The following is a 26,014-nucleotide window of genomic DNA, read 5'->3' as shown; positions in this document are numbered from 1 at the left end:
TTTTTCAGCGGGCTTTCAGGTTAAATTTTATAATGCTTTATGTGCATCTCTTAATGCTTTAATCGCATCGTGGCTAATATTAATCCCATCTTGTTGCTTTAACAAAACAGTTCTTACATTTTCGCCCAACTCGTTTTCTTGAAGTGCATCTCTGTAAGCTTTTTTGATTGCATCTTCACCTCTTTCGCATTCTGCTAAAATGCTATGGCGATCATCACCACCAAAACTTGCTTTGATATCGATCCAAGCTCTGTGCAATGTACCTAAGATCGTGTTTCCAGTATCTGGATCTTCGTTATTCCTACCCACAAGACCTGCAAGTTCGGTCACGTTGTCTCTACTGTCTGAAGAAAGTTTCTCAAAAGTCGCCTTTAAATCGATGTTCTCATCGCTTAAATCTTTCGATGCTTTATCAAAACCATCTGCTCTGTCGTTGTTAATTTGAATAAGGTCATTTAATACCTCAACTGTTTTTTCTTGATTTTCCATAGTAAATTATGATTCTATAATTGGTAGATGGATTTACAACAACGTCGTTCATTTAATGTTTTATTAATTGAAAAATACTTCCATAATTTTAAGACAGGGAATGTAGAATATCTACTCATGTGAAATTTTATCTATAAAATCACATAAACAAGGTAAAGGTTAGACTTCCCCAGCCTGATCTTTTTTTTGTGAAAATAGCTTTCTATACATACTGGCTATTGGAGTTTTTAAATATTTGCAAACCAATTAGTTATTGCTCTGTTAATCATAATAGCAAACTAAATATATACTTATGAGATTTACAATCAACTCCATTTTTATAGGATTTTCCCTATTGATCTTAGCTAGTTGCTCGAAAAATGAAGATTTCGAAGAAGTGGATCCTGGTATTATCGATGGGCCGGGTGTTGAAACTGCTGCTCCAAATACCAGCTACTCTCCTGCTTTTGCAGGCCAAACCAGAGTAAAAGCTGTGCGGACAACAGTTGCGTTTCAAGGTACGGCCATTAGTACAGGACTAAATGCACCTTGGGGAATAGCAGCACTTCCTGACGGAAGATTGTTAATCACTCAAAAAGCCGGAACGATGCGCATTTCAACCATAACTGGTACGCTCAGCGGACCTATCACTGGTATACCAGCAGTTAATCCAGCTGGGCAAGGTGGATTGCTTGGGTTATGTATCGATCCTCAATTTGCCAGCAACAGAATGGTATACTGGGTATTTTCAGAAAATGTTACCGGCGGCACACAAACATCGGTTGCAAAAGGAAGATTGGCACAAAATGAACAGTCAATCGAAAACGCAACAGTAATTTATCGAGTTGGGCCAGCCTATAACGGAACTCTTCATTATGGCGGCAGAATCCTTTTCGATAGAACAGGGAATTTGATTGTAAGCACGGGTGAACGGTCAGACCTGGCAACAAGACCACTTGCACAGTCTGTAACTGCAGGACTTGGTAAAATTATCCGTATTAATACCAGTGGACAACCTGCATCTGGAAACCCGATATTTTCTAATAGTGCAGCATTACCAGAGCTGTACAGCATTGGACACAGAAATCCTCAAGGGTTGGCCCTTCATCCGACTACTGGAGAAATTTGGCAAAGCGAACATGGCCCGCGTGGTGGTGATGAAATCAATAGGTTGCAAGCTGGACGAAATTACGGCTGGCCAACAGTTACTTATGGAATAGAATATAGCGGAGCCGCTATTGGCGGTGCCATACAACAGCAAAATGGCCTGGAACAACCCACCTATTATTGGGATCCAGTTATTTCTCCAAGCGGTATGGTTTTTTATACCGGCAATAGAATTGTTGAATGGCAGAATAATTTATTTATTGCTGCCCTAAGCGGTACACATATCGTCCGTCTGGTCATCGAAAATAATAGGGTAATTGGCGAAGAGCGATTGCTGGCGAGCGAGAATCAAAGGTTTAGGGATATTACGCAAGGAAGCGATAATAGCTTATATGCAATAACTGACGGTGGAAGATTGTATCGCATAGATAAATCTTAATAACAAAAATTACGAAAACTTATTGAGTCGGTGCGTTAGAAATATTCTGGTGCACCTTTTTTTTGGCACTAAAGCTTTGGATTTTAAATAAAATTGAGATACAACAGTGAAAATTCTCAAAAACGGCCTAAAATGTATCTAAATAATTGGCTACTAATAAAATATATTATTAAATATTTGGGAAAGAAAAGTCAATTTGCTATATTCACGATAATTAACAGCAACTAAATCAGATCATTATGAAAAATTTCCTATTTTTCCTGTTTTCTTCTCTGATATCTGCTGCTGCAGTATTCGTTTCACAAAAGATTTCAGATTTTGAGTTGGGAATTAGTACAGTAATTTGTATTTGGACGCTATTTGCCTGGAGCCTGATTAATAAAGCTAGCCAGGGCACCGATAGCCATAGCTAACTTTATTATCTTACTACTAAAGTTGTAAATAGTGGAAGATTAAATTTAGTCTTCAGGGTTTCCGGCGGCATTACCAGCTAAATCTCCAGCTACATCTTCATCCTCATCCGTCTCGCCTGTTAGCCCCTCCTGAACATCGTTGTCTTCATTTGTTTCTTGCTTATAGCCTGTTTCCTTATGCTGATCATCCTGATCATCATTCTGAATTTTGTCTTTTGGATCCGTATTCATAACAAATAGATTTTTAACAAAACAACAGTGTCTAGAAGAATAAGGTTTTCAAAAATTAAAATCGAAAAAATATAATTAAATAAATCACAGGTAATCAAGCACATCCTTACCAAAATGTTAAAAACCCGATGATGTTGAAAAAATCGATCAAACAAAAGTTAAGGTAAGTCCTTTAACTGTTATCTAAAAACGAATAATATGCAAAAGACAACTACTCCACCAAACGATCTTCAACAGTTTATTGAAAAATTTCAGCCAAGTAAGTTTAAGTTATTGAGCAGAGGGATAGAAATACGAGGCAATAACGATGTTTACAGAAGTATTACCGCAGCTAAAGAATTGATAGAAAAAATGAAACTAAGATTAACCGTTAAGCATTCTGCAGAGATGGCCATGTACGGTGGCTTCGAAGTAGTACATGCTGCATAGATTTTATATCCCCAAATTCGAATATGTTTTTGGGGATATATTATATCACAGGTAACAAGTAATTTTAAATTGACTCATCCTAACCTGCCCTGATATTCTCTTAGTAATATGATATTTTTCGAATTTTAGTTTCAATAACTACATTGCTTTTATCGTAGGTGACACATTTAATCATGTCGCCATTTTTGTCATATTGATAAACTAGTCTGCCATTGGGCACCTTTTCTTCAGGATAGTAGTAAACCAAAGTTTCTACGTTGTTCTTTTTCGCATCGTAGTTGTATTTTTTTCTCGAGTACCACTCGCCGTGCTGCTGATATTCTACTTCCTCGGCTCTTTTATGGAAACTATTATACTTAAATTTCTTTTTGACATTACTGACTTTATCAAATTCTTCAACTTTATTTCCTGAGGCATCATATTTAAAGTCAATTTCAGAAACAATCTTTCCAGAATTGTATTTAATCGTTTTTATTACGCGTTTCTTATCATCAAATTTCTCAATGAATTCCCACCCTTTGTCGTCGTTTTTTTCGCTCGCCCGCCAAGGTTCAGTGCTTTTCAATTTACCATGTTCGTACATTTTGGTTTCCTTTGGCGCTCCGTTTTTGTAAAACGTTGTAGTTGTAGTAAATTGTCTTTTACCCAGGGTTGTTAATGCATCTATGCTAGTACTTACTTCCTTCACATTTTCTTTTATGCCAAAAAAGTCCTGAAGTTCCTTTTTTTCGGTTGGAGTAAGTTTAGGCCCCTCCTGGGCATTGCAAGAGGTAAGTAGATGTAAGGCAATTATCAAAATATAGTTTTTCATCTGTTGTAATTGAATTAGGCTCTTAGAATTTCTGCAGCCTATTATTCTGCAAACATATAGGTATTATCCACCCTGTGTTCGGGATCTATATTAATGCCTTTGTAAAAAACCGCTTCATGCTGCAAGCCTGCATCAATGCTATACATTACACCGTTTTGGCAAACATAATAATAGTTGTTATTGGCAAGATAAAGGATGCCATAGGCTTCGCTAGCCAGTTTTTTACGAGCTATAATTTTACCATCGTCATCTAACTTTAATAACTCTTTTCGGGTGCTCACCATCACGCCATCATCACATTTGGCTACACTAAGCAATGCATTGTCATCTTTATACAATTCGGTTTTCCAAAGCAACTCCCCTTTTTCTTTATCTACGGCAAATAAAGTGGAGCCGCCAAAATACACGGCTTTGTCTGTTATAAGCATGTTGTGGGTAGAACTTTGCGAGGTATTATCCGCTTTATAATCCCAAATAGAATTATATTCAGGTGAAAAGGATGATAACAAATTGTTCTGACTAAGTGTAAAAATATTACCGCCATCGATCACCATTTCGTTGGTAACAGGTTCGTTGTCATCATAGTTAACGGAGGAAACTTTTTTGCCGGTTTTGATATCAATCGCAATCATACTTCCGTTTAAGCTGACCATTACCAGGTTTTTTACCACTTTAGGGCTCGAATAGATGATGTTGGGATTGTAATAAATCCAGTTCACTTTTTTAATGGCTATGTTTATCGATTTTATTTCACCGTGGCTGTTGGCAAAAATAAGATTGCCGTTTACCACTAATGGGTATTGGTAAAACAATCGGAATGCTACCTCATTGAAATCAAAATTATAGAGCTTTGCGTCCGGCCCATCAGTATCCTTTATTTCCCACACCTTATTGCCCGTTTTTTTATCGTATTGTATAATTGAGCCGTCGATATAAGCTTTGGTCAAATGTTTTTCATCAACGGTAAAAAAGTTAACCTCATCATTTTCTGCCTTATTAAAGGCTTCAACATGCCACAATAACTTTTTCTCTGCCAAGTTAAATGCATATACATCATTTGCGCTGATGGTTAAATACAGTGTTTTCTTGGCTTGATCCTGCTCTTTTTTAGTGCAAGAAAGCAGTGACAGAATCAGCAAAGAAAGGATTGAAAATCTTACCATGGGTCTTTATTTAATACATAATCATATGGAATGCTCTGGCTAAAATCGGCCAGGTGCCAGGTTGCAGGGTCTGATTGATACTTTACAAAATCATAAATTACATTTAAAGGCGCCTGAATATTACCCAGGTTTCCTTGCTCTTTATTGAATGCCGAAACCATTGCGGTTACCCTGGCTATTTCTGTATCTCCATCCAGTTTTTGTAAAGGGCCAGCATAACAGACACCAATTTTTATATGGGCTTTATATTTTGAGAGCAAGCTTGTCACTTCATTCTGATAATTTCTAACAATTGCCTGTTGTGCGTCGTCGTCGCTTGGTTTATCCTCGGCAATTTTGAGCTTAGAGAAATCTCGCTTTTTATATCTATTGATATCCTCCAATACACTCTCAGGAATGAAATCCTTATTTTTGATGGCATTCGTCCACATCGTTGTATCTACAGGACTTTGAGGTGCCTCTATCAACACATCTACCATATCCGGCCTCGTATTTGCTTCGGCCTGCATACGCTTCATATTTTCGTAATTAGCCCAATCTTCTTTGCTATAGGTTAAATATTGCTGTACCTTATACATCGGACTTTCTAAACTGTCTTTGTACATATATTCTATCCCAATAATGATAACAACTAGACCTATGATAGATAGGCCAACAATTTTCAATATTTTTTTTGATTTCGATTTTCTTCCAGGAACTGATTGCATTTTTTTAGTCGCTAAGTTCAATATAACTCTAAAAATAAAGTTTCAGCATTAAAGTATTTTAGCTGATGTGAATTCGCTGGAGTTAAATGATAATTCGCTGGCTTTTTACTGTTTTTCGGAAAGAAACTAATGCATCGATGCATGAACTGAAAAGAACTGGTTAAGGTTTGCTTTTAAATATCTCACAACCTTTGTAAACCTTTTTTGCAATCACTTTTCCATCATGATCCCAAGTACTTTCTGTGCCACAGGGAAAGGTTTCGCAATCATCGCATGCCGCATTGTACGAATACTCTTTAACCAATGCCCCTTTGTCAAATTCTAAAGCATGCATAAAATACGGCGTAAAATCGCAAGTGCTATTTGGTGATTGAAAATAACGCTTTGTCCAGCTGGAGATCTTATTACCCGTATCATCGAATGCTTGATAACTTAATGGTTTCCAGCAAGAACTGATGGATTTAAGAATGGTGATAGACTGTATTTTATCAAATGAACTATATTCCTTCACTGTTTTTATGGTATCCTGCTCTTCAGTTTTGGTGTAAGGCATTTTTATGGCACGTGGCAAAAGCCAGGGATTTGATATGGTCGGAGCGTCTTCGCCAACAAAATAGGCTTTATCTTCCTCCCACTGGATATCGGTGATCGTCCACATGATAGCTACAGATGCACTGTTAATTACCTGATGTTTTATCTCATCGTATAAGTAAACCTTGCCTGAAGCATCGCCAGAGTCGCCAGGCATCTTGAATAAAAAACGTTCGTAAAAGTATTTGGAGGCATAAACAGAATACTGCCTATCCGGACTGAAAGTTTTATAATATTTACCGCTGGTGGAAAACATCAGAACAACGGCTACAATAAAACAGAGCAAGGAAACCGCTAATGTTGCAATGATCTTTTTATGCATTGGATCTCGATTAATCGTATTTATCTGCTAGCATTACAATATAACAAATAGTAAGCAGCAAAACCACAATAAAAGCCAGCGTTGCTGGTATTAACCATATTGTCGATTTCTGCTTCGACTTATTGGCATAAATCAAAGCCATAATTAATATAGGCAAATTAATCAAGCCCAAAATATTGAGCTCGATAAATGCTACCGGAAATTGACTGCTGCCGTACTTATAACTGTAATATAAATGCGTCAAACTTAGCAGCTGTAATATTGCGATTGATACAGGCAAGACTTTAGAGCTCCTCATATCATTTAAAATTTTCTCTACGTTGGTCTTTCCTAATCATAATTATTACAATAGAAGAAGATAAATGTTTTACCCAGCTTTTTCACTTTTTGCGGGCGATGTATTTGTCTTAAATCTTCAAAATCATTGTTTTCAATACCAAAATCAATTCTACCGATATAACTTTTAACTTCTGGGGCATCATCCCAATGGGGTTCTAACAAAGTGTAAGCAAGTAAAATTTCGCCCTTTTTATTTGTGCGTACATTTTCCATATAAAACAGGTTGATACTGAAATCTTCTTGGTATTCTTTCGCATCATCATAAAGGGTTTTGTATCGCTCAAAACTGTACAATTCGCCATCTTTGCCAATGCTAACCAGTTGTGGCCTGGCTCTGTAATTTCTATATAACCCTGTTAACGAAAACCTTAACGACATTAAATAAAATTGAGCGACTTCCTTTTGTACTTTATTTAGTTTGTAATAATTAGCCACCAATTTTATTTTTGTGCTATCTGTTTTTTGAGCGAAAACCTTTGATGTACAAATAATTAAAAAGAAAGCTATGTAAATTAGTTTTTTCATCGCCCTGCTTTGTTTTTAAAATATTCTGAAATCTCGAAAATCCAGTCGCCACCTTTTGCAAATAGTACGGAAATGATAATTAGAAGAACCGAATAGGTTGAAAGTCGTTTAATAAAGCGTTTATATTTATTATCATCAGCTAAAAAATTAGCATCTGTAATTAGAAAAAGTAACCCAGCAACTATGCCTGATGGAATGCCCCCATAAATAGCAGGTATTATCCCCCAAAAATCATTGTAAAAAACTATATACCAACTAATAAAACTGATGATTACGCTCATTAGAAGAATTAATAATCCACCGAGGATTTTTTTTCCCATTAAGCCGTACATGCCTAGAAGCATTGCAAGACCTAATGTTATAAAGGTGTAAACCAGATCTGAAATAAACTCACTCTTTTTTTCTATTGGAAAAATAACGCAAAGGCTAACTAACAAGGTTATCCCAGAAGCAATTAAAAACCATTTTCTGTTTTTCATTTTGGTTAAAAATTAAGGAACATTAATGATGAAATTGCGAATAACACCAAGATGCAGAAATTGCAAACTGCCAATGTTTTCTTTTTTTTCTCGAAAAGCAAAACCATCTCTACTGCCAAATAAAGACCATAAAAAAATGCCAATAAATTGAGTATTAGACTTGGATTGGCAGGCACAAGTTCATGTTTATGTCTGGGGCTTACATCGAACAGAGTTGGATTTAAAATCAAAATAAAAACAAACAAAATTCCGAAAGTTATGATCGGAATAAGAATGCGTTTTAGCAGGTGAAATATGCTGTTTCTATTCATCCTAATGAGTATCTCTTCTTTTAAAGATATAAACTCCAATTCCTAACACTAACATCACGCAGGTAGCAATTAAATAATAGTTCAAAGGTTCGCTAACTTTTTTTTTAACCGAACCTTTCACATCCTTAATTTTATAAAGTGACTGGAGGGTTTCGTAGTCATCTATTTTTGTATTTTCTACATCGGCAGTCTGTATAATTTGCAAGTGATGTTTCTCATTGTCGAAATAATAAACATGATTGGCATCTTTAAAAAAATTATGATAGTTAACCTTAACCGATGGTGAATTGGGCATACTGTCAGCGCACTCATTTATAACTTCGACAAACGAACCTAAATAACTCAAGGTTTCCTCATCAGCGGTAATCGGATACAATTTTTCTCCATCATATAGCGAGTGGTTAAACAAATAAAACATTCCCAACTGCTTTACAATTTTACTGGTTAGCGCCTTTTTATTTTCCATGTGGATATTAAACCTGTCGCCAATAAAATAGATGTATTTACCATCAACTAAAGCTTTTGGCAAATAATTAAGGTAGCTTCCAATACTTGAAAAAAATTTTGCATCGGATGAGATATTGGTACTAATGATTTTGAAATCATCATCCCCTTCGATATAATAAAAATCATCCCCTCGAAATAGTTTCTCTTCAATTGCTTTTAAGCTTTTCGCATTAGTTTTCACCTCATAAGGCTGACTAAAATTATCATCCCAAATAGGATATATTTTACCACGAAAGAGCGTGTAATTACTCTTACCATAAAGTGGCTGCAAAATTTTGCCTGAAGAAAAACTGTAATCGATATCGATTTCCTCACCTGATACTGGATCTCTACCTGTGGTTGATGTACCTTCTCGTTTTTTTAGCAGTTGACCATTTAAATACCACGATGGCAAATTAGTATCGACAATTGTAAGTTTATTCATATCGGTTTTCAGTCCCAAAGCCAGCATTTGAGGCGTTAGGTTATCAGCAGATCCCTCTCTCCTGATCGAATAAAGATGGCTCCCATCAGCAAGAAAATCCTCGTTATTTAATGGGTTAAAAGCATAATAAACTGTTGTTGCAGGGTTTAAATCAGGAACAATAGCCACCTTGTATTTTGGCGACGAGACTTGATCAACACTGACTACAAAAACATTTTTATCGCTTTTAACATAAAAACCATAGGCATAACTTTTAATGTTAGTGATGTTTTGCGGTAACTCGTTTAACACAATTTTAGTGATGCTCTTTTCCCATGCGTCCAGGTAAGTCCATTTTCCGTTTAATAAAAATAGCCTGCCATTTATATGTTTCTGATTAGGGTTTGCACCAAGAATTTTAAAATAAACCGATGTGTTTTTATCGTATTGTTCTCTCTTCGGAAGAATATAAAAACCATTTTTATCGCCAAACATTATCGTTTGTTCATCTTCGCCCGTAGCCTTGTATGTTAAGGCATCAATCCCTTTTAGCAGCACATTTTGCTGTTTCACATAGCTGAATCCATTTTGATCTTTTTGCGTAAACTGATAGTAAATACCATCACATTTTTTCAAAATTTTAAAGGTGGGGCTGGTACCATTGTTATAACATTCGCTAGCAAAAGCCATTGTTGAAAGCGAGAGTAGCAACATTAATCCGCTGAAATATTTTAAGACTAAGTTCATCACCAATTTGTTAGTTTTTAGGAGTGGGAACAGCATATACTGGCGTGTTATTATCCACTTCTCTAGTCAGGTTAAAGCTGCTCCCTGTCCCCCACTTAACTTCATAATCAAAGGAACTAAGCCAATATCTAAAATAATTTGTTGTATTTTTTGGAGCACTTTCGACCATACCTACTAACTCAGGCACTTTATAACCAGGTTTGGTTGGTTTTTGAACTGCAGGTGCCATTTCAAACCGAACTTTGTTTTCGTAAAGGCCATGACCAATCGAGTTTCTATAAAAATGATAAGTACCCAATAGATACTGTCTTTTCTGAGGAGGCCCATAGGTTAGTTTCATATTAAAATCATCCAGAAACTCGAGTTTAACATCAGTAGTTTTATTTTCTGTAAGTGAGATTACGTACTTGCTTATATCTTCATTTTTATTCTTAACCTCAGTTTTTTTGGTGTCTAAATACCATACGGTGTTCTGGAATGGATAACTCTCAACATATTCAAACCTTTTTCTAGGCTCTTGATTTTTATCTAGTTTTGCAGAATCTAACTCATTACGCTGTGTAAAACTGATTAAATTGTATGTTTTATTTTCGAAAGAAACTGCTCTTTTAACCTCAATTTTATAATAAATTCCTTTATAGGTTTTTTCGAATTTATCTACACCAGTTTTATCTAGGCCACTGTTCGCGGCACGTTTTATAAAGCGGTCCAAATTTTTATTTGTGAGGTAATAATTTACCTGAACTTCTAAAAATTTATTATTGTTTATTGAAGTAACTTGTATCACTCCAGACAAATCTTTTTTAGCATATGTGCTATCATTTTGCCATAAAAAGCCTTTGTGGTTAATGTAGTTATCATTGATCTTAATTACATTTTTGTCATTGGTATAAATGATAGCCGTCAGATTTGTTGGATAAAAATCTTGTGCACTAAGTTTGCTGATCAAACCCGAAAATAATAAAACTGCCCACAGAAATATTTTTGTCTTCATAAAATGCGATGTTTTATATAAACATACCATTTAGCTGAAAAAGAATCTTCGCCAATTATAATTCGCTGGGTTTGGCTTATAATTCGTTGAGAAATAGGTTGAATTAGCGTCGCCAGCTATTGGCAACGAAGCAATCTATGCGCAAACTTTGATAGGTTGAAGTTAAATTTTTGGAGCATGCCCCGATTGAGAAGAAAAAATCGGGATTGGGTAGCTGTTTACTCAAGCACCTTTGCATATTCGACTGTTTTGAACTGATCTACAGCTCTGCCCAAGCTATTTGAGTAGGCAATTTGTGATTCGTAAATCGAATTATCACAAAATTTTTGATAATCATTGGTGATGATTGGTTGCCCACATGGTAATGTAAAATCAATTTTTCCAATCTTACTGAAACAGTCGAAAAATTTTTCCAACTCGTTTCTTTCAGCTTGGTTTACCCAAACAGATAGTTTGGTGGTCATTGCACCTAAATCATCCACTGTTGGTGTTCCTGATGCATAAAATGTACTCTGCATAAAATCTTGCATGTTTGGCTTATGTACTGTTATATCACAGGTTCGGCAAATGGAGTAAAGACTAAAGCCAGACATTTTATAAATATCTACTATAAAAGCTGTTCCATAATTTCTGTCAGGGTACTGAAACGATAACACGTCGCCGATATTGAACAGATTGGGTTTCGGCTGCTTTTTTACTCTTTTAATTGGATTAAGATTGGGCTTACTTATTTTTTCAAGCAACTCATCTAGTTCTTTTTGTCTTGCTTCCGCAGTTTCTTTTCCAACTTCTTTTGCCCAATAATTAACCGTATTTTTTTGGTTGATTACCGTTTCTACTTCTTGGAGCATAATTTCTGTTAAAGCGCCAATCTCCCAAAAAGCCAATCCATAAACGGTAACACAAATTTCATACTCTTTCGTGTTCTCAGAAAACTCAGCTTTGCTATCCAAAAATTGCTTGTTCAATTGGCTAACATTCCTGCCTTTTTGAAAACTATCCATGAAGTGAGCATATAGGTCTTCGGCCAAATCACTATTAATAATTTTTACTCCATCTGTTGCCATTTTTTTTGTTTTTTGAGGTATCTAGATTTATTTATCACAAGTCCTTTCTTGTATTTGCGCAAATTCAATGAGAGGCTTCCTCATAATCCTCCACTTCCTCATAGCTTTCTGGTTCATAAGTAACACGGGCAAAATTTTTCATTATCAATTCTGTTTCAACAATTTTACCGCCCTCAAACTTCATCAGTTTATCTCTCCAAATTTCATTTTTCCGGTAGAATTGACCGTCGATTTTCAAAAATTGATGTTCTTTTTCCACGACATGATAAGCATAGTTTAATTCGGAATTCATGCGTAACTCGCCCTCCAAACACTTATCGCTAAACCATAAGTTAATTTGAAAAATATGTTCTGTGTCGTTGGTAAACTGGTAATCTATATAATTGTAGAAAACTGTGGCTCCGCTGCCAAAAGGTAGAACTCTCCCATCATCTGGAAATGGGTCGAAAGAATGATGGCGGCGCTCTGTAACCGTAAGCGGACTATGGATAACCAACCAGTGGATTAGGTTGGAAATCTGGCAAATTCCACCGCCAATGCCTGCTTTTGCTTCACCAAATGAAAGTTCCATTCCTGGTAAATACCCTTTACTTTTTGTAGGTAAACCCACCAGCTTGCAAAAAGAAAATGTTTCGCCAGGTTTAATAACAATACCGTTGATTTGCGAAGCAGCAATTTTGAGGTTGGTAATTTTGTTCAGTTGCAACTGCTCATTATTTTCACCTAGCTTTTTGAGCAATACCGATTGATGCTTTTTGATCCTGAATTGCAATTTATCTTCAGTTTTCGTCTTCGCATATTTTTTGCCATCGAAACTCCATTCCAGCCGGCGTTTTATTCGCCTTGTCCAGATTGCCAAAAAATACAAATATGGGTGCCTTTGACTTAGTAATTTTCTTTGTTTTGTAGGAGAAGATTTGCTAATCAGCATTTTCTTTTTCCCCTTTGAATAGAAGTACCAACCAACAATTAGAAGTAAAAACCCAATAATTAAAACGAGCAACGATGCCTGAAAAATAGCTTCACCAACGTCTTGATTTTCACCTGAGCAGCTAACCTGATCTCCAAAAATGGTTAACCCTTGCTCACCTTCAAACATTGTTTTCTCGCATGCGAAATATTCTGGTGCAATTAGCCAAGAAAACAATCCCAGCAAAAGAAATAGGAAGGTTGCATAAGATATGAGCAGAATTTTAAACGCTTTCATTACCAGTTTTATTTAATTAGTTCTGCCGCAAACTCTTTGAAAGTTTGTTGTGCACCACCAATTAGGTTATCCAAAACATTTTCATTTTCACCCCCACGGGTAATTTTTTCTATGTTATGTTCACTGTTATAGTCGAAAGTGTAGGTCTCTACTAAATTTTCAGTCTGCTCCTCATCAATATAGGTATCAACGTCAAATACCACCCTAATTGATGTTGCATTAAGTTGATTGATATCTTTTACATTATAAGTCATTGCACAACCAGAACCACAACTAATCGCAAAAGATTGTTTTTTGATGCGACTCAAATCTTTCTTCGAATTTGCAGCTTCTTTCTCCTTTGCTCTCGGCCTATTTTCTATAGTATCTATAACAGGCTTTTGCTCTGATTTCTTTCTTTCTTTACACGAAGTAATTACGACTGCCGCAACAATCAATAGATATAATTTCCAATTTAACATCCTTAATTTCATTTTATTTGCATCAAAACAATCTCAATTGACCTTTACATAATTCAAACTACTCTCCTGCCGAAACAGTAACCACCAATCATTATTTACTTTTGCTGCGTATTGCAAATGGATCATGTTGGTATATTCAGGCTCTTCTAGTGGAAGAAATTGATAAATACACTGCTTATTTGTAATCTCCAAATCACTGCTGAAGGTTAGCAATTGGATACCAGAATGTTGTTCGAGCTGAAATGGCGCAAACAATTTATAGTTCGAGCCATCATAAACCACTAAGCCATCTTCATCATAATACCAATTTTCTATCAATTTATGTTGCTCGCTTAATTGCTTTGTTAAAGCTTTATCAAAGGATATCTTCAACAGATTATTGTTATCTGATTTCAATACATCAATGGTTTTATCATGAACAAACAACGTAGAATGGCGCAAGGCTTTCGTTGTTTTAATGCACTTTACATTTTCCAGTTTTTCATCGGTTTTTACCAGATAATATTCATCGCCCTGCTTAATACCGAAAACAAAGTCATTACTACTTTTTAACCCATATTTCAGATTAACCGGCTCAAAATTTTTCTGGTAGTCAATGGCAGTATTGCCTAATATATCTTTCAAAGACTTCGTAATTAGGTTTTCTCCGGTTTGTGTTTTTAAAACGAGGACATAAAATTCTCTTGTTTTGTCATTTTTTGTGATGGCATAAGTTAACTTCTTACAAGTTTGTAGCTGTTCGATGTAACTATCGGCTCTTCTGCCTGCACTTTCTGGAATGGAGATTTCTTTTTTCGCTTTAAATTTATATTGATTTTCAGCGGTATCGAACTCAAAAAGGCTCCAATTCCCGTAATAGTCAAAAAAGTATAAGTTTTTATCTACGCTTTCAAATGCTCTGATGTTAGAAACCTGCTTCTGTTGCCCTGTGTAATAGTCATATTTAGCATACTTTGAACTATCAATCACCACCATTTGTCTACCTTGATATTGATCTACGTTATAGGTTAACATTTGTGCCCCAATAATTTTACCACTACTATGATCTGTACCAAATATCATGGTATTGCCATCATCATATTTATAAATTTGGCTGATACTATGTTGGTTCGGGTTGCAGTCTTTAAGCGCTGGTTCCTGATAGTTAATGGTTTTCTGAAACCAGACTTGCCATTGTTTTTTAGTCCATTCTCTTCTATCTCCATTAAATAAATTATTAACACGATGCAGGCGTTCTTCCGCTAATTCTTTCATCATTATTTTCGAGAATTGTACCGATGAACCGCTGCCCTTATCGGTATCGTAAAGGATATAACTTTTTAGCGTTACCTGCTTCTCATTATCTAGATTATCAATCCATTGTTTGGTATATAGCAAATCAGATTGGGTAATCTCATTCCAATCCACAGTATCTTTTAGCGAAGGATTTTCAAATATTTTATTCCCGTAAGTTGCTTTGCTATCAGCCTTACTTTGTTTGGTATAAAAAACCGAGGGTTCATTTTCACTTAACTGCACCAAATCTAGCTTCACCAGATTTTTATCGCTTTGATAAATTTCTGACCTTAAAGGAATGACCAAAATATCATCGAAACCGACTCTAGCCGCATCTTCCTTGGTGAGATTAAGAAAATAACCGTTACCATATTCTGGAAGTTTTAAATGGCCTTTGGTTTTTATAAAGAGTAACCTATTTACTTCATTACTAAGCCTAACTGCCCGATAATTTTCTTTAAAAAAGCCACTAACTGTGATGGTATTTTGAGCGAAAACCAATTTACTTAAAATCATGAATACGGTAAAAATTAGAACCTTCATCCCTAAATATGAGTAAAAAGTAACATATAAATCGTTCCGATTGATATTCGCTGGAGATGAATTATAATTCGTTTAAAAACACCTGATCAAATTAAAAACACGTATTATCACCAACTAAAAAAACCCATTGTTATTACAACTAATATGATTAGTAGATAGATAATGATTAGCGACGAAATCACTATTCCAATAATAGATAACCGTTTAGCCGTTTTTAGATTTTGAAAGTCTTGCGGCGTAAACCGCTCCACCGGCATTTTTAACTCTTTGTTACTTAGCACCAAAATAAGAATGGATAAGGTTAAACTGAAAGCTGAAAGCTCCGTAAAGTAAGAAAGGCATGATAAAATTACCGCCGCTATCGATAGTATGAGGTAAAGTTTAGGATTTCCCATTGTTTCTAAGCTTTTTTCTTTTTGTCCTAGCAAATTCAAATAATTCGCTACACTTATCTGCATAACTATCATATGTGGCATCACTAAAATCTTCCAGAAAAATTTTATTGTAACTCATTTTCGTTTTAATGGCTGGTAATTTAATTAATGCACCACGTTCATTATTAGCTAAAGGGTCAAAATAGTTCCACTCACCAATGTAATCTCCAGTAAGCAGGTTTACACTGCTTTCGCCGCTCCCATCATTAGCAGCATTACCCAAAGCGTATCGGCTCATGCCAATCAACTGTACCCTTTTTAGGCTTTTATTGTATCTAAATTGATTGGCATAACCGGCACGAATCAAATCGACCCGGTACTCAAAACCATTTTTTGTAGGTTCTATAATAGAATTTTCTGTGGATGTCTCGCTGCCTTTACTTGTAATTTTCTTGAATTTCAAAGTGGATAATCGACAAACGATTTTTGAAGTTTTCACATCCACATAAACCGTATCCCTAATGCCATCAAAATCGATGTCTTTAACCAATTTCTTCTGTGAAAAAGCTGAATTGTAAGAAATTAGAATCGCGAATATGATGAGGTATTTTTTCATAACAACTAATTTTGTTTACTGATCGCAATTTCCTTATGCTTAACAAAGAGGGCCGAAGATTTGCTCAAAAAGCTATCATAAATTCGCTCGCTGAAATCAGTTAAATATATTTTCTTAAAAGGCATTTTCGTCTTAACTGTTGGAATTTCGATCAGATAGTTTTCTTTTTTTACATCATTATATGCCCAGTTGCCAATGTAATTTCCAAGAAGCAAATTTACACTCGCCTCTCCGTTGGCATCGTATTCTGTTAAACCGCTTTCGCGATGCTGCATACCGATAAGCCTAATTGTATTGGTCTTCTTTTCGAATTTAAACTGGCTTACACTACCGTAGCGGCTATAATTGATAAAAAACTCGAAGCCATTTCTATTGTTGCGAATGCCATAATCTGATGAATATTCAATATTTATCGGCTTGCTTGATATAACTTTAAATTTTGTGGACGAAAGTTTCGCTATAATTACCTTTTTCTCCGTGTCAAAATAAACGGTATCCTTAATGCCATCAAAATCTAGATCCTTGACTAATTTTTCTTGTGCATATGAAGCTGATGATGCAAGAAATAAAAAACACGTTACAATTAGTCTGTTCATTTTTCGATTTTAATCTTTAAAACTGTATTTTTTTTGAGCCCTTTACTAAAAATCAGCTAATTTGAACATTTATCAACCTACTACACCGCCAAGAATCATGTTCAATCCAATGAGTGATATCCCGGTAAAGACTAATAAACTCATGTACAAATAGTTGAAGAAATCGATTCGTTCTCTTTTAAAGATAATGGTAAGCAAGACTGATAAAATCAGCTGGAAAGTTAAAATGTAAAGCCCAAAATAGTGCATCCAAATTGGATTTAAAATTTTATAAACGGCATTTAACCAGTTAGTATCTAAACCTCCTAACTGTAAACCAGTGCAAACCAAACTTAAAAATATATAAAAACTGATGGCATAGTTAATACGCCAAAACCATTTCCATTTATTTGCTTGCTTCATCGCTTATCAATAAACATCATTATATTCTATTGTCAATTTTCCAACTGAGTTTATCTTAATTTTAATAATCAATACGGTACTTTTTTGAATCGAAAACTTGATGGGTTTTGAACTTTATCTTTGAGCTTTAGTCTTAACAGTTCCCTCATTAACAATCGCCTTGTAGCCTTCTAATTCATTTTTGTTTAAATTAAAAATCATATAGTCAGGTGCCACTTCAGCCCAAGGCATTCTTTCTTCAACTTTTATTTTGTTCCCAGCATTGTCATAATCGGTCACAATTATTTTATCTAAATCATTACTATTTGGCTTATTAATAAAATCAAAAGTTCGGCTCAATTTACCAGACCGATATTCTTCTGTTCTATTTTTAAGAAGCATTTTCTTAAAATAAACCTCGCCATTGCTTAGGTATTTTTCTTCAACATCGCCGAAATGCTTTTCTTCCAGGTTGCCATATCTATCATAAATGTTTACCGTTTCCTGTTTACGATCATTCCTTAAAATCAATTTTCCATCACTAAATTTTTCTTTAAGCAAAGGTTCTTCATTTAGGTATACCATAATGGTACTGTCGTTTCGTTTCTCTCGTCTAAAAGTTTGGGTTATGGTAATCAGGTAATCGTTTTTCTCCTTTTTTACATCAACCTTTTTGCTTTCTGTACGATAAGAATTAATCCCGATAGACGAAGTTAAGATGCCATTTTTATAAGTTTCTTTATAAGAGTTTCCATTTTTATAAACTTTCGAAGAAGGCCCATCAACATAAAAGTTTTTATTCAGCGTAAAGCTAAAATCGCCATCCATAGTGCTCGCTTTGTAGTTACCTGCTTTTTTAAGTTGTACATTGTTTTGACTATACACAATTGCGTTACCAAAAGCAGTGGTAGACATTTTATAGAAATCCTTTTCGGCAAGTTTTACGGTATCTTGTGCGCTAACTTTGCCCACCATTGCCAATAGCAGTAAAATGCTGATGTATATTTTCATTTAGTTATATTTTAATTGATAATAAGCAATCCGAAAAACCCTTGAATTTTTTCTTAGATGAAATTTTCTGTTTAATTGTTTGATCTGCAATTATAGCGCTAGCGAATAACATTAAAGTGAACCAATTATAATTCGCTGGGGATGAATTATAATTCGTAGATGAAGAACCACTTTTTGCGATTTTGGAAGGAAGAATATAATTGGTTTCGGCAGCTTTTGAGAAAGGTTTTCTTGAGATGCTTGTCTAGCCGGGCTAGATGAGGGACTCGTAATTGTAGAGTCTATCTTGATTAATTACGCAGGTAACGCAGATTGAAACTAATTCTGGTTAAAGATGCTAAGTCTAACTAGCAAAAAATGAAAGGTAACTAGATTGATTAATCTTTATCGAAAGCACCTTCCAACTTTCTATAATTTAATATCATCGCCAAGCTGGTACAGATAAAAATACTTGCCCAAACTCGAATGATGGTAGATTGGTTAGTTTTGACCATGTATAAAAGGCAAAGCAAGGGGAAGCTTAATAATGCAACAAAGAAGCAAATGCCACCAAGGCAAGAGAAAAAATCTTTACCAAAACCTGAAAGTTTGGCGCCAATAACGCCAAACAAAACGCCTAAAATAGGGATACCAAAAAAGCTCAAAAGTGCAAATGCTGTATTTTGTTCTTCATGTGGTCTCGCGGGTGCTAAAAACAAAAAATAATTTACAGACAGATACATCAGAACCAAATAAGGCATCAGATATTTAAAAACCCGGAAGGATTTAATGGTTTTATCTTCAAAATCGGGCGTGGCTATCACTAAGGGTTGATTGGCTTGCGCTGTAAGTTCGTAAGCATAGTTACTGTTCTTTACAGCATAACCTAAAACACTAATTAAATCGCCGTTTTTTAGGGATCTCTCCGTATAGCGAATATCATCAACAGCATATTTAATGCTATGTTTAGTATCCGATTTGGCCTCTAAGAGCTTTAAATTTAAATCCTTTAAAATTATTTTGATCTTCCCCGTCGGGTTTACTAAATAGAAATCCTGAAATTCTTTTCTTGTCGATGTATTTTTTACATGCTCCGAGCCACTTTCACTGTCGTGACTTATATTTCCTTCTTCATAAGTGTAAGCGATACATTCTTGTTTAAAATATGGGGTTACGAAAGCTTTGGCCGCACTCACCGTGCCCTGTATTTTAACCCAACCTTCGGTAATTTGATAAATGGGTGTTGGTGCTGTTTTAATTAATTTGCGCTGCGTTTTGGTAACATACCATATAAAAACGCCGATAACAACCGGGAATAACGGAATGAGAATGCGACTGAAAGTTAAACCTAAAAACAACACAAAACCAATGCCTAAGATAAACAGACAGCCAATTTTTAATCCTACTTCTTTAATTTGCATCCTGTTTTAGGTTTGTTAATTTGTGTACAAAAGGGTATCTCCTCAGCAAACATCTATTTGTAATTCCCATTATTCCACATCCATTTTTTATAAGCTTGATGAATGTAAAGCTATTTAGCCCAGATTCATTTATTTCTCAAATTAATTATTAACCTTTCCCTAACGAAATTGATCAGCCATAAATCACCAAGCTATTCATAACAAGTCAAAATGCCAATTCGCCATTCTGTTTTATGATTTGGATAAGGTTGAAATAGTATCATTCTCAAGTTTCATGGCTTCTTGTCTATTTATTCGATGGCTTTTTCTTTTTCAACTTTGGCTTTTCAACTTTTGCAGGCGCTACTATTGTGGGTTGCTGTCCTTGAACTTCCGTAGTTTGCATCAGTTTAGGCGCTGAAACGTTTTCTTCCAATCCATTTTCATCTGTTTGTTTGTTCTGATCAGCAATTTTAAAAAGTGCTTGCGTACCTACTTTTACTTCACCAAAATCGGTTAATGTTTGTTCATCTACATCGATATTGTCATATTTCAAGATGTAACTTTCGTCATGATAATCGCTAACCAAAGCATTGCTGTAATCTATTCCTTTTTTATAAATATCCTTACGGATAAATTTATTCGAAGCCTCATCTAAAACATAATTATTAATATCGAAGATGGAAAATTCTTCTGAGAGGTGATTGAAACCTTTAGCTGTTTTTAGTTGATCGTTAAAGTAAAACACTTTAACATCTTTATCTTTAATGGCTTGCCTTTTATAATTATTTAAAAACGTTTCGAACTCTGTATCCTTACCCGATTCATATTTTCTAAATTCACCCCAATGAGATTCAAGTACAGTTTTACCCTTTTCGGTTTTAATGGTTGCCGAAAAAGGCCTTTGCTCGCTAATCGTTCGGTGGTAAAAAAACAGAAAATCGTTGTAAGCACTATCCAGCTTGAAGCTATTGGTGTTGTATCTGTATAAGTGGTTTACCGTGTTTTGTGCTAAGCTTATCGTCTTCGGATGGTAAGGTAAGTTGCTTACATAATCTGAGGCTCCACCATCGTAATTTTCCTCAAAAGTATTTATCAAACTATCATTATCGAGTTTGAGGTAAGTTGGGCCATCATCTAAAAACGCTCGGGTAAAAGTAAACTTTACACCCTTTTTGATATTTGGATTTTTTCTACCCAAAACGGTGAATGCTTGTTTTGGAATATCGGGAATGAAGTTGATATGGTTATCAGTTAGCGTATATTTTCCCATTACGAGCGTGGCATAACCGAATAGCGCAAAAGTACCATCATCGTAAACGTAAATGCCTCCTTGACTCCCTTGTCCGTACATGCCAGAAGTATTTTTTTTCATATTATTTTCGATTTGTGCGAATCCTGGTGTTGCAGTTAAAAAGATTAAAATCAATAGATAATTTTTCATTGTGTATGGTTCTTTCTCTGTGATATTTGAATTTGCAACGACTGATTTTACAATATTTTTTATTGATACTGAAAGTGCTTTTATTAAATTAAACGTTATAAATGAATTTGCAAGTCGCTGGGTTTGAATGATCGTTTATTTATACCAATAACCACGGTTACGCCGCTAAAAATTCCAACTGTTGTAGGAATTGGTGGCTATTCTTGGATTTGCCAAACAAGCCTCATCAATCAAACTTCTGGTTAACATTAAATCGCCAAACCTGTAGTTGAGCGTTCCAGATACGGTTTCGATGGAAATTATATAACTAATTCCTTTATAACTTGCTCGGGTGATATTTATGCGGTTGATATCAAAAAAAGAAACTGTGTGTGCTTTAAAGAGCGTGAAAAAAGTAACTGTATTTTTTTTGAAAATACAAGAGGGATTATATTTTTCCATCATACCAACCTTAGCCGTAAGTGCTTTAAGCCTATCTACATCTTTAGCCTCAAGTGAGTTTAAAATGATCAGATATCGATTAAAAAACTGATGTAGCAAAACTGCAAATGGAAAAATCACAACCAAAAGAGCAATGAACATTACTGCAGCATATAAGTAGCTATCTTTCATGCGGTCGTTATATCTTTCAGCACCCAACAAATCTTTTCCGAAGCCATTGGTTTCGTTAACGCTATAAATAAAAAAAACCAATGGAATAATTATGCAAATTGCCAAGCAGCAAATTAATATGAGCTTTTTAACAAATTGGTTCTTCCTCATATAATGTGCTAAAAAAGCATGTTGTTCTGTATTCATTTGCTTCCTCTTTTTAAAACTGATCGAATCATTGATGGATCATAAATTCTAAATTTTTCAAGAATAATCTGACCAATTATTAAGCTATGCATTAAAAAACTACTTCCCATTATCCTGAAAAGCTTTTATTATAATTTCCCTTGGATCGCTGTCGGCAAACAAAACTTTACCCAGCTTATATTTTTGTGTGGTTGTTTTGCTGGGCATATCCACTTTCATGGTATTGATATCCGTTTGCTCAAAAATACCCTTCAGCAAATCTAATTTGAGTGCTGTTTGCCCGCCAGCACCCATGGCAAAGCTGCTAATCTCGGTTAAAACTAGCTCATTATTGATGTACTTAAACGTGCTATTTAAAGTTCCGTTAGGTCCAGTGGCTTGCTGGGAGAAAAGAAGATCTCCGTTTTTATCAATGGTTACGTCTTCAAAATCGTAATTCTGATAACCATCTTCCCGATACTTTGGCTCTATCACCGCAAAAGATTTAGCATCAACACTGTAAGCGTCACCTACTTTTAACACCACCAAAGTTGGGCGGAGAGCGGTGGTATCTCTCGTATTGATTAAGACAAGAACCTTATCTTCCAATCCATCATGATTTAAATCGCCACTTGCTTCCATATCGATATCGAAATATTGCGGAATTAACTCTTCGATTTTATTCCCACTTGTAGGAAAATCGGGATCCGGATATTCTAGCTTAGTATCAGGTTTAGTATTTACGCTTACCGTGTCAACCTTAGTCTTAACGACCGAAACGGTATCAATAGTTTGCTGTTTTTTTTCGTTTCGGCAAGCGCAAATTGAACACAAAGCCAAAGCCAAAACTCCGGTCATCGTTATTGCTTTATTTATCATATGTAAATTGTTTAATCAGTCCTGTGCTTAGAAAATATAATGAGCCTAATATTAAGATCCCACACGTACTTATCTTTAGAAATTTATTGTCGCTCCAATGCTTTGCATTTATAAATTCATCGTAGATGGCTTCTTTTACTGCTAATTCTTTAGGGTAGTTTTCAGGCATATCTTGCATACCCAAAGGCGATTCGAAATAATATTGAAAAGTTGGCCGATACTTTAAAAACAAGCTGTATTCATAAAACTCATCATCACATTTTATGCCCGTAAATAACCAGGTAGCTATTAAAAAACAAATGCCTACTTTCAATTTATTGTTTATCCACACCTATTTCAACCTTTTCTTTTATTATTTTGTTAAAAGCGGATCATTCAGGAAACCTTGTTCCTTTGTCAGCATAGCAGAATTATCCTTTTTGCCATTGATGAATTCGAAATTCCCCATCTCACAATCGCAGCTGCCAACCGGACCAAACATTCCGTAATTGTAGGATGCATAGTGCCTAATGCCAGATAAGACAAAATATCGATCACTTACTTTTACGATCACCCGATCGTTTTTGTTAAAATATTTAAAAGGAAGTAGTACATCTTGTGCAGCATATTTCGGATTAAAATCTACTTTCATTATGGTATCTTTTTTTAAAAACTTTCCCTGCTGTAAATAAAAATGAACCTTTTTTAATTCCTTTTCTTTAAAGCCGAAGATCTTCAACTGAACCGTTTCATTTACAGTCGTAATGGTATCGCAAACCTCTTTTTGATAACGAATTTTTTCCTTTGCTTTGGTATATCTATTCCATTCCATCGAAGCCCAGATTATCCCGAACAATAACAGACAGATTGCTATCACAATCGCGACGAGAATAAGCATAACTTTAAGAATCTTCTTAACCATAGTATTCGGGTTGATGTTACTGCAAAGCGAATGTTACTGGTATCCTGAAGCGATAATTTACAGGTTTGCCATCTAACTTGGCAGGTGTCCATTTTGGCATTCTCTTCAAAACCCTAATCACTTCTTCATCACAACCATGACCTAATTTTCTATCGATTTGAATATTGGTAACTACCCCATCTTTAGCCACAACAAATGAGGCAAATACCTTTCCCTCAATTTCCTCTTCTCTTGCTTCGTCGGGATACTGCAAATTGTTAGCAATATAAGCCCTTAAGGCGTTTATCCCGCCAGGAAATTCTGCAGGAAAATCAACATTGCCCGACTCATTAGAAGCAACACGAATACGGCCGGAATCAGATGCGGGTAAGGCGGCAGGCAAGAATCGCTCTTCACTAATGGTTTTTATAAAATTATTTTTGAAGGTTAGTGACCCACTTTTTTGCTGGGTATAAATTCTATGATAAAATGCATTTGATGCAGATTGATAAAAAACAATAGAATTTGGATTGATTTTATAGCTTGCTGATGCGATGGTATCACCACTGCCTTTATCATAAACCGTCTTGATTTCTTTAGCTATTGGCTTTAATTTACCCACCCTAAAAAGCTGGTAAAATGTAGTGTCTTTTTGATGCTTCGCCGCCACTTTCTGTTCAAACAACTGATAACTTACCGTACCAAGCTTAAAACCTTTAACCAGCTTTTTCGTTTGTCCAAACGAAATATTAAAAACGAGAACGAAACTTAGGATGAGGGCTATTTTTAATTTGATGTGCATGTTTATGATTTTTAATTTGAAAATGAAAGTTCAGTTTTTTATAGCTTTGTGTAGTCCTGGCATCCGCTTTACTCACCCTAAAAAGCGGGTTTCGTGCTCGCTCCTGTCAGGTTTATAAACTACAGCTTTGCGCTTTTAGCCAAACCATACAATTTGCTTATTGCTCCTTTAAAAACTCTTTAGCGTCGATGGTTTTAAATTCCTTTTCTTCTTCATCCCATAAATACGATTTATAATAAACAGCCTCGTCATCCATTTTCTCCTTACAAATACCAGCAACAAATAGCCGGCTGGTAGATTTGCAAACTACACGATCTTCGGCAAAAAGGCATGAATTTTCTTCGCCCAAAGGCAAATCGTAAATTTTCCCATCCCGAACATCCATCATAAAACCCATAACACAACTGGTACCACAACCAAAAGTTGCTAAAATATAATGTCCTGCGAAATCAACTTCATCTCGCTCGTACGCTTCGGTAATTCTGGTTTTAAAATCTTTTGCTTCTGGGTAATCTGCCCAATTTAAGGGTGCTTTTGTAAAGTTTTTCTCTTCCTCTACAGCATATTTTTCAAAATTTATAGCATCCCAATAGTTTGGCTCAACTTCAACTGTTTCGTTATCAGTTATTGGCGTAGCCGTAGTAGTTGTATCTACCATTTGTTTTGGTTCATCAACCTGTGCCGTAATTGATTTTAGTGTATCCGCTTTTAACTGTTCGGCATCTTGTGTTTTAGGTTTATTATTGCAACCAACAGCAATAAAAATTATTACCAAAAAAGCTATCAATCGTGTCATATTGCTTGCCTACAATTAGTTGGTTTTATATTTATTTACCGTTGCCTTATTATAGAAAGTAATACCGAATTTTGTTTCTCCTTTTATGGGGTCGTCTTCTAAAACTTTCTCTTTGGTAATCACAAAATTTTGACCGTTTTTTTCCAGTTCCACCCGTTCTGGAGTATCATCAATAACTGTTGCACCCTGCTTGTAAAAGGAATAAACTTTACTGATATCATCAGATGTAAAAGAATAGATATCTCCTTCCAATTCATTGTTCTTATCGGTTGATACATTAATATAAGTAGCCTGGCTACCTGGATACATTTGTAATAGTTTGGCCACCGGTTCGGGATATTTATCGGCCCCCGAACCTTCGCGGTAATAATAATTCATACCACCTTTATCATTGGCCTCCCCTTTCTCTGCTTCGTTATCCTCAAAAGAATTTATCGCCCAGGCCGATAAGAGTAGAATTGGCATACCGATTAAGATGCATTTCAGCAAGAATTTTAATCGCTCCTTATTGGTTAAAAAGAATGTAACGTTTGACATCGT

Annotated in this window: 31 protein-coding genes; 3 read left to right on the top strand and 28 right to left on the bottom strand. The window is 35.4% G+C overall.

The features are described from left to right. Positions 1-27: 27 nt before the first annotated feature. Positions 28-489: a PA2169 family four-helix-bundle protein gene (locus ACZZZC_RS10860; protein ID WP_265800575.1), complete on the bottom strand. Its 462-nt coding sequence runs from the start codon at positions 487-489 to the stop codon at positions 28-30. A gap of 292 nt (positions 490-781) precedes the next feature. Between ACZZZC_RS10860 and ACZZZC_RS10855 the strand changes: the two genes are divergently transcribed. Together ACZZZC_RS10855 and ACZZZC_RS10850 are read left to right on the top strand one after the other, a co-directional pair. Beyond that, positions 782-2,014 (top strand): PQQ-dependent sugar dehydrogenase, encoded by a 1,233-nt coding sequence (locus ACZZZC_RS10855; protein WP_463487190.1) that lies wholly within the window; start codon positions 782-784, stop codon positions 2,012-2,014. Positions 2,015-2,253: 239 nt separating this feature from the next. Next, positions 2,254-2,427 carry a hypothetical protein gene (locus ACZZZC_RS10850; RefSeq protein WP_463485967.1) on the top strand — a complete coding sequence of 58 codons (174 nt, stop codon included), beginning with the start codon at positions 2,254-2,256 and terminating at the stop codon, positions 2,425-2,427. A 45-nt stretch (positions 2,428-2,472) separates the two neighbouring features. Here ACZZZC_RS10850 and ACZZZC_RS10845 read toward each other — a convergent pair whose 3' ends face one another. After that, positions 2,473-2,658, bottom strand: coding sequence for a hypothetical protein (locus ACZZZC_RS10845; protein WP_463485966.1), 186 nt, complete (start codon positions 2,656-2,658; stop codon positions 2,473-2,475). Between the two features lie 198 nt (positions 2,659-2,856). Here ACZZZC_RS10845 and ACZZZC_RS10840 point away from each other — a divergent pair, with 198 nt between their 5' ends. Next, positions 2,857-3,087, top strand: a complete 231-nt coding sequence (locus ACZZZC_RS10840) for a hypothetical protein (protein ID WP_463485965.1) — start codon at positions 2,857-2,859, stop codon at positions 3,085-3,087. Between the two features lie 100 nt (positions 3,088-3,187). Here the strand turns inward: ACZZZC_RS10840 and ACZZZC_RS10835 are convergent, their stop codons facing one another. The 26 genes from ACZZZC_RS10835 to ACZZZC_RS10710 form a co-directional block, all read right to left on the bottom strand. Continuing rightward, positions 3,188-3,898, bottom strand: a complete 711-nt coding sequence (locus ACZZZC_RS10835; RefSeq protein WP_463487189.1) for a hypothetical protein — start codon at positions 3,896-3,898, stop codon at positions 3,188-3,190. 41 nt (positions 3,899-3,939) lie between these two features. Beyond that, complete coding sequence (locus tag ACZZZC_RS10830; RefSeq protein ID WP_463487188.1) at positions 3,940-5,061, bottom strand: outer membrane protein assembly factor BamB family protein; 1,122 nt, start codon at positions 5,059-5,061, stop codon at positions 3,940-3,942. Continuing rightward, a complete protein-coding gene (locus ACZZZC_RS10825) occupies positions 5,055-5,768 on the bottom strand; it encodes a hypothetical protein (RefSeq protein ID WP_463487187.1) in 714 nt (237 codons plus the stop codon). The genes ACZZZC_RS10830 and ACZZZC_RS10825 overlap by 7 nt, the downstream gene beginning before the upstream one ends. A gap of 160 nt (positions 5,769-5,928) precedes the next feature. Next, complete coding sequence (locus ACZZZC_RS10820; RefSeq protein WP_463487186.1) at positions 5,929-6,681, bottom strand: hypothetical protein; 753 nt, start codon at positions 6,679-6,681, stop codon at positions 5,929-5,931. Positions 6,682-6,691: 10 nt separating this feature from the next. Further along, positions 6,692-6,979 carry a hypothetical protein gene (locus ACZZZC_RS10815; RefSeq protein WP_463487185.1) on the bottom strand — a complete coding sequence of 96 codons (288 nt, stop codon included), beginning with the start codon at positions 6,977-6,979 and terminating at the stop codon, positions 6,692-6,694. Between the two features lie 32 nt (positions 6,980-7,011). Next, positions 7,012-7,545, bottom strand: a complete 534-nt coding sequence (locus ACZZZC_RS10810; RefSeq protein WP_463487184.1) for a hypothetical protein — start codon at positions 7,543-7,545, stop codon at positions 7,012-7,014. Beyond that, positions 7,542-8,024 carry a hypothetical protein gene (locus ACZZZC_RS10805; protein WP_463487183.1) on the bottom strand — a complete coding sequence of 161 codons (483 nt, stop codon included), beginning with the start codon at positions 8,022-8,024 and terminating at the stop codon, positions 7,542-7,544. The genes ACZZZC_RS10810 and ACZZZC_RS10805 overlap by 4 nt, the downstream gene beginning before the upstream one ends. A gap of 312 nt (positions 8,025-8,336) precedes the next feature. Then, positions 8,337-9,992, bottom strand: a complete 1,656-nt coding sequence (locus tag ACZZZC_RS10800; RefSeq protein ID WP_463487182.1) for a hypothetical protein — start codon at positions 9,990-9,992, stop codon at positions 8,337-8,339. A gap of 10 nt (positions 9,993-10,002) precedes the next feature. Beyond that, complete coding sequence (locus ACZZZC_RS10795) at positions 10,003-10,986, bottom strand: hypothetical protein (RefSeq protein ID WP_463487181.1); 984 nt, start codon at positions 10,984-10,986, stop codon at positions 10,003-10,005. A gap of 218 nt (positions 10,987-11,204) precedes the next feature. Beyond that, positions 11,205-12,053, bottom strand: coding sequence for a hypothetical protein (locus tag ACZZZC_RS10790; RefSeq protein ID WP_463487180.1), 849 nt, complete (start codon positions 12,051-12,053; stop codon positions 11,205-11,207). A 64-nt stretch (positions 12,054-12,117) separates the two neighbouring features. Then, positions 12,118-13,260, bottom strand: coding sequence for a VanW family protein (locus ACZZZC_RS10785; protein WP_463487179.1), 1,143 nt, complete (start codon positions 13,258-13,260; stop codon positions 12,118-12,120). 8 nt (positions 13,261-13,268) lie between these two features. Further along, a complete protein-coding gene (locus ACZZZC_RS10780) occupies positions 13,269-13,733 on the bottom strand; it encodes a hypothetical protein (protein ID WP_463487178.1) in 465 nt (154 codons plus the stop codon). A 21-nt stretch (positions 13,734-13,754) separates the two neighbouring features. Further along, complete coding sequence (locus tag ACZZZC_RS10775) at positions 13,755-15,539, bottom strand: hypothetical protein (RefSeq protein WP_463487177.1); 1,785 nt, start codon at positions 15,537-15,539, stop codon at positions 13,755-13,757. Between the two features lie 381 nt (positions 15,540-15,920). Beyond that, entirely contained in the window at positions 15,921-16,529 is a 609-nt protein-coding gene (locus tag ACZZZC_RS10770; RefSeq protein ID WP_463487176.1) for a hypothetical protein, read from the bottom strand. Between the two features lie 5 nt (positions 16,530-16,534). Beyond that, entirely contained in the window at positions 16,535-17,125 is a 591-nt protein-coding gene (locus ACZZZC_RS10765; protein ID WP_463487175.1) for a hypothetical protein, read from the bottom strand. A gap of 72 nt (positions 17,126-17,197) precedes the next feature. Next, positions 17,198-17,527 carry a hypothetical protein gene (locus tag ACZZZC_RS10760; protein ID WP_463487174.1) on the bottom strand — a complete coding sequence of 110 codons (330 nt, stop codon included), beginning with the start codon at positions 17,525-17,527 and terminating at the stop codon, positions 17,198-17,200. A gap of 114 nt (positions 17,528-17,641) precedes the next feature. Beyond that, complete coding sequence (locus ACZZZC_RS10755; RefSeq protein ID WP_463487173.1) at positions 17,642-18,517, bottom strand: hypothetical protein; 876 nt, start codon at positions 18,515-18,517, stop codon at positions 17,642-17,644. Between the two features lie 377 nt (positions 18,518-18,894). Next, complete coding sequence (locus ACZZZC_RS10750) at positions 18,895-19,917, bottom strand: hypothetical protein (RefSeq protein WP_463487172.1); 1,023 nt, start codon at positions 19,915-19,917, stop codon at positions 18,895-18,897. 286 nt (positions 19,918-20,203) lie between these two features. Then, the gene (locus ACZZZC_RS10745) at positions 20,204-21,340 is read right to left on the bottom strand and encodes a hypothetical protein (protein ID WP_463487171.1); all 1,137 of its coding nucleotides are present in this window, start codon (positions 21,338-21,340) and stop codon (positions 20,204-20,206) included. Between the two features lie 165 nt (positions 21,341-21,505). Next, positions 21,506-22,138, bottom strand: coding sequence for a hypothetical protein (locus tag ACZZZC_RS10740; protein ID WP_463487170.1), 633 nt, complete (start codon positions 22,136-22,138; stop codon positions 21,506-21,508). Positions 22,139-22,237: 99 nt separating this feature from the next. Then, entirely contained in the window at positions 22,238-22,996 is a 759-nt protein-coding gene (locus ACZZZC_RS10735) for a hypothetical protein (protein ID WP_463487169.1), read from the bottom strand. Continuing rightward, entirely contained in the window at positions 22,986-23,309 is a 324-nt protein-coding gene (locus ACZZZC_RS10730) for a hypothetical protein (RefSeq protein ID WP_463487168.1), read from the bottom strand. Before ACZZZC_RS10730 ends, ACZZZC_RS10735 begins: the two co-directional genes overlap by 11 nt. Before the next feature lie 39 nt (positions 23,310-23,348). Then, positions 23,349-23,897, bottom strand: a complete 549-nt coding sequence (locus ACZZZC_RS10725) for a hypothetical protein (protein WP_463487167.1) — start codon at positions 23,895-23,897, stop codon at positions 23,349-23,351. Between the two features lie 16 nt (positions 23,898-23,913). Next, the gene (locus tag ACZZZC_RS10720; RefSeq protein ID WP_463487166.1) at positions 23,914-24,678 is read right to left on the bottom strand and encodes an energy transducer TonB; all 765 of its coding nucleotides are present in this window, start codon (positions 24,676-24,678) and stop codon (positions 23,914-23,916) included. Positions 24,679-24,835: 157 nt separating this feature from the next. Further along, positions 24,836-25,474, bottom strand: a complete 639-nt coding sequence (locus ACZZZC_RS10715) for a hypothetical protein (RefSeq protein WP_463487165.1) — start codon at positions 25,472-25,474, stop codon at positions 24,836-24,838. A gap of 15 nt (positions 25,475-25,489) precedes the next feature. Beyond that, the gene (locus ACZZZC_RS10710) at positions 25,490-26,011 is read right to left on the bottom strand and encodes a hypothetical protein (RefSeq protein WP_463487164.1); all 522 of its coding nucleotides are present in this window, start codon (positions 26,009-26,011) and stop codon (positions 25,490-25,492) included. Positions 26,012-26,014 lie beyond the last annotated feature (3 nt).

The sequence above is a fragment of the Pedobacter sp. AC212 genome (genome assembly GCF_979258625.1).
This window is presented reverse-complemented; position numbering and strand designations above follow the sequence as displayed.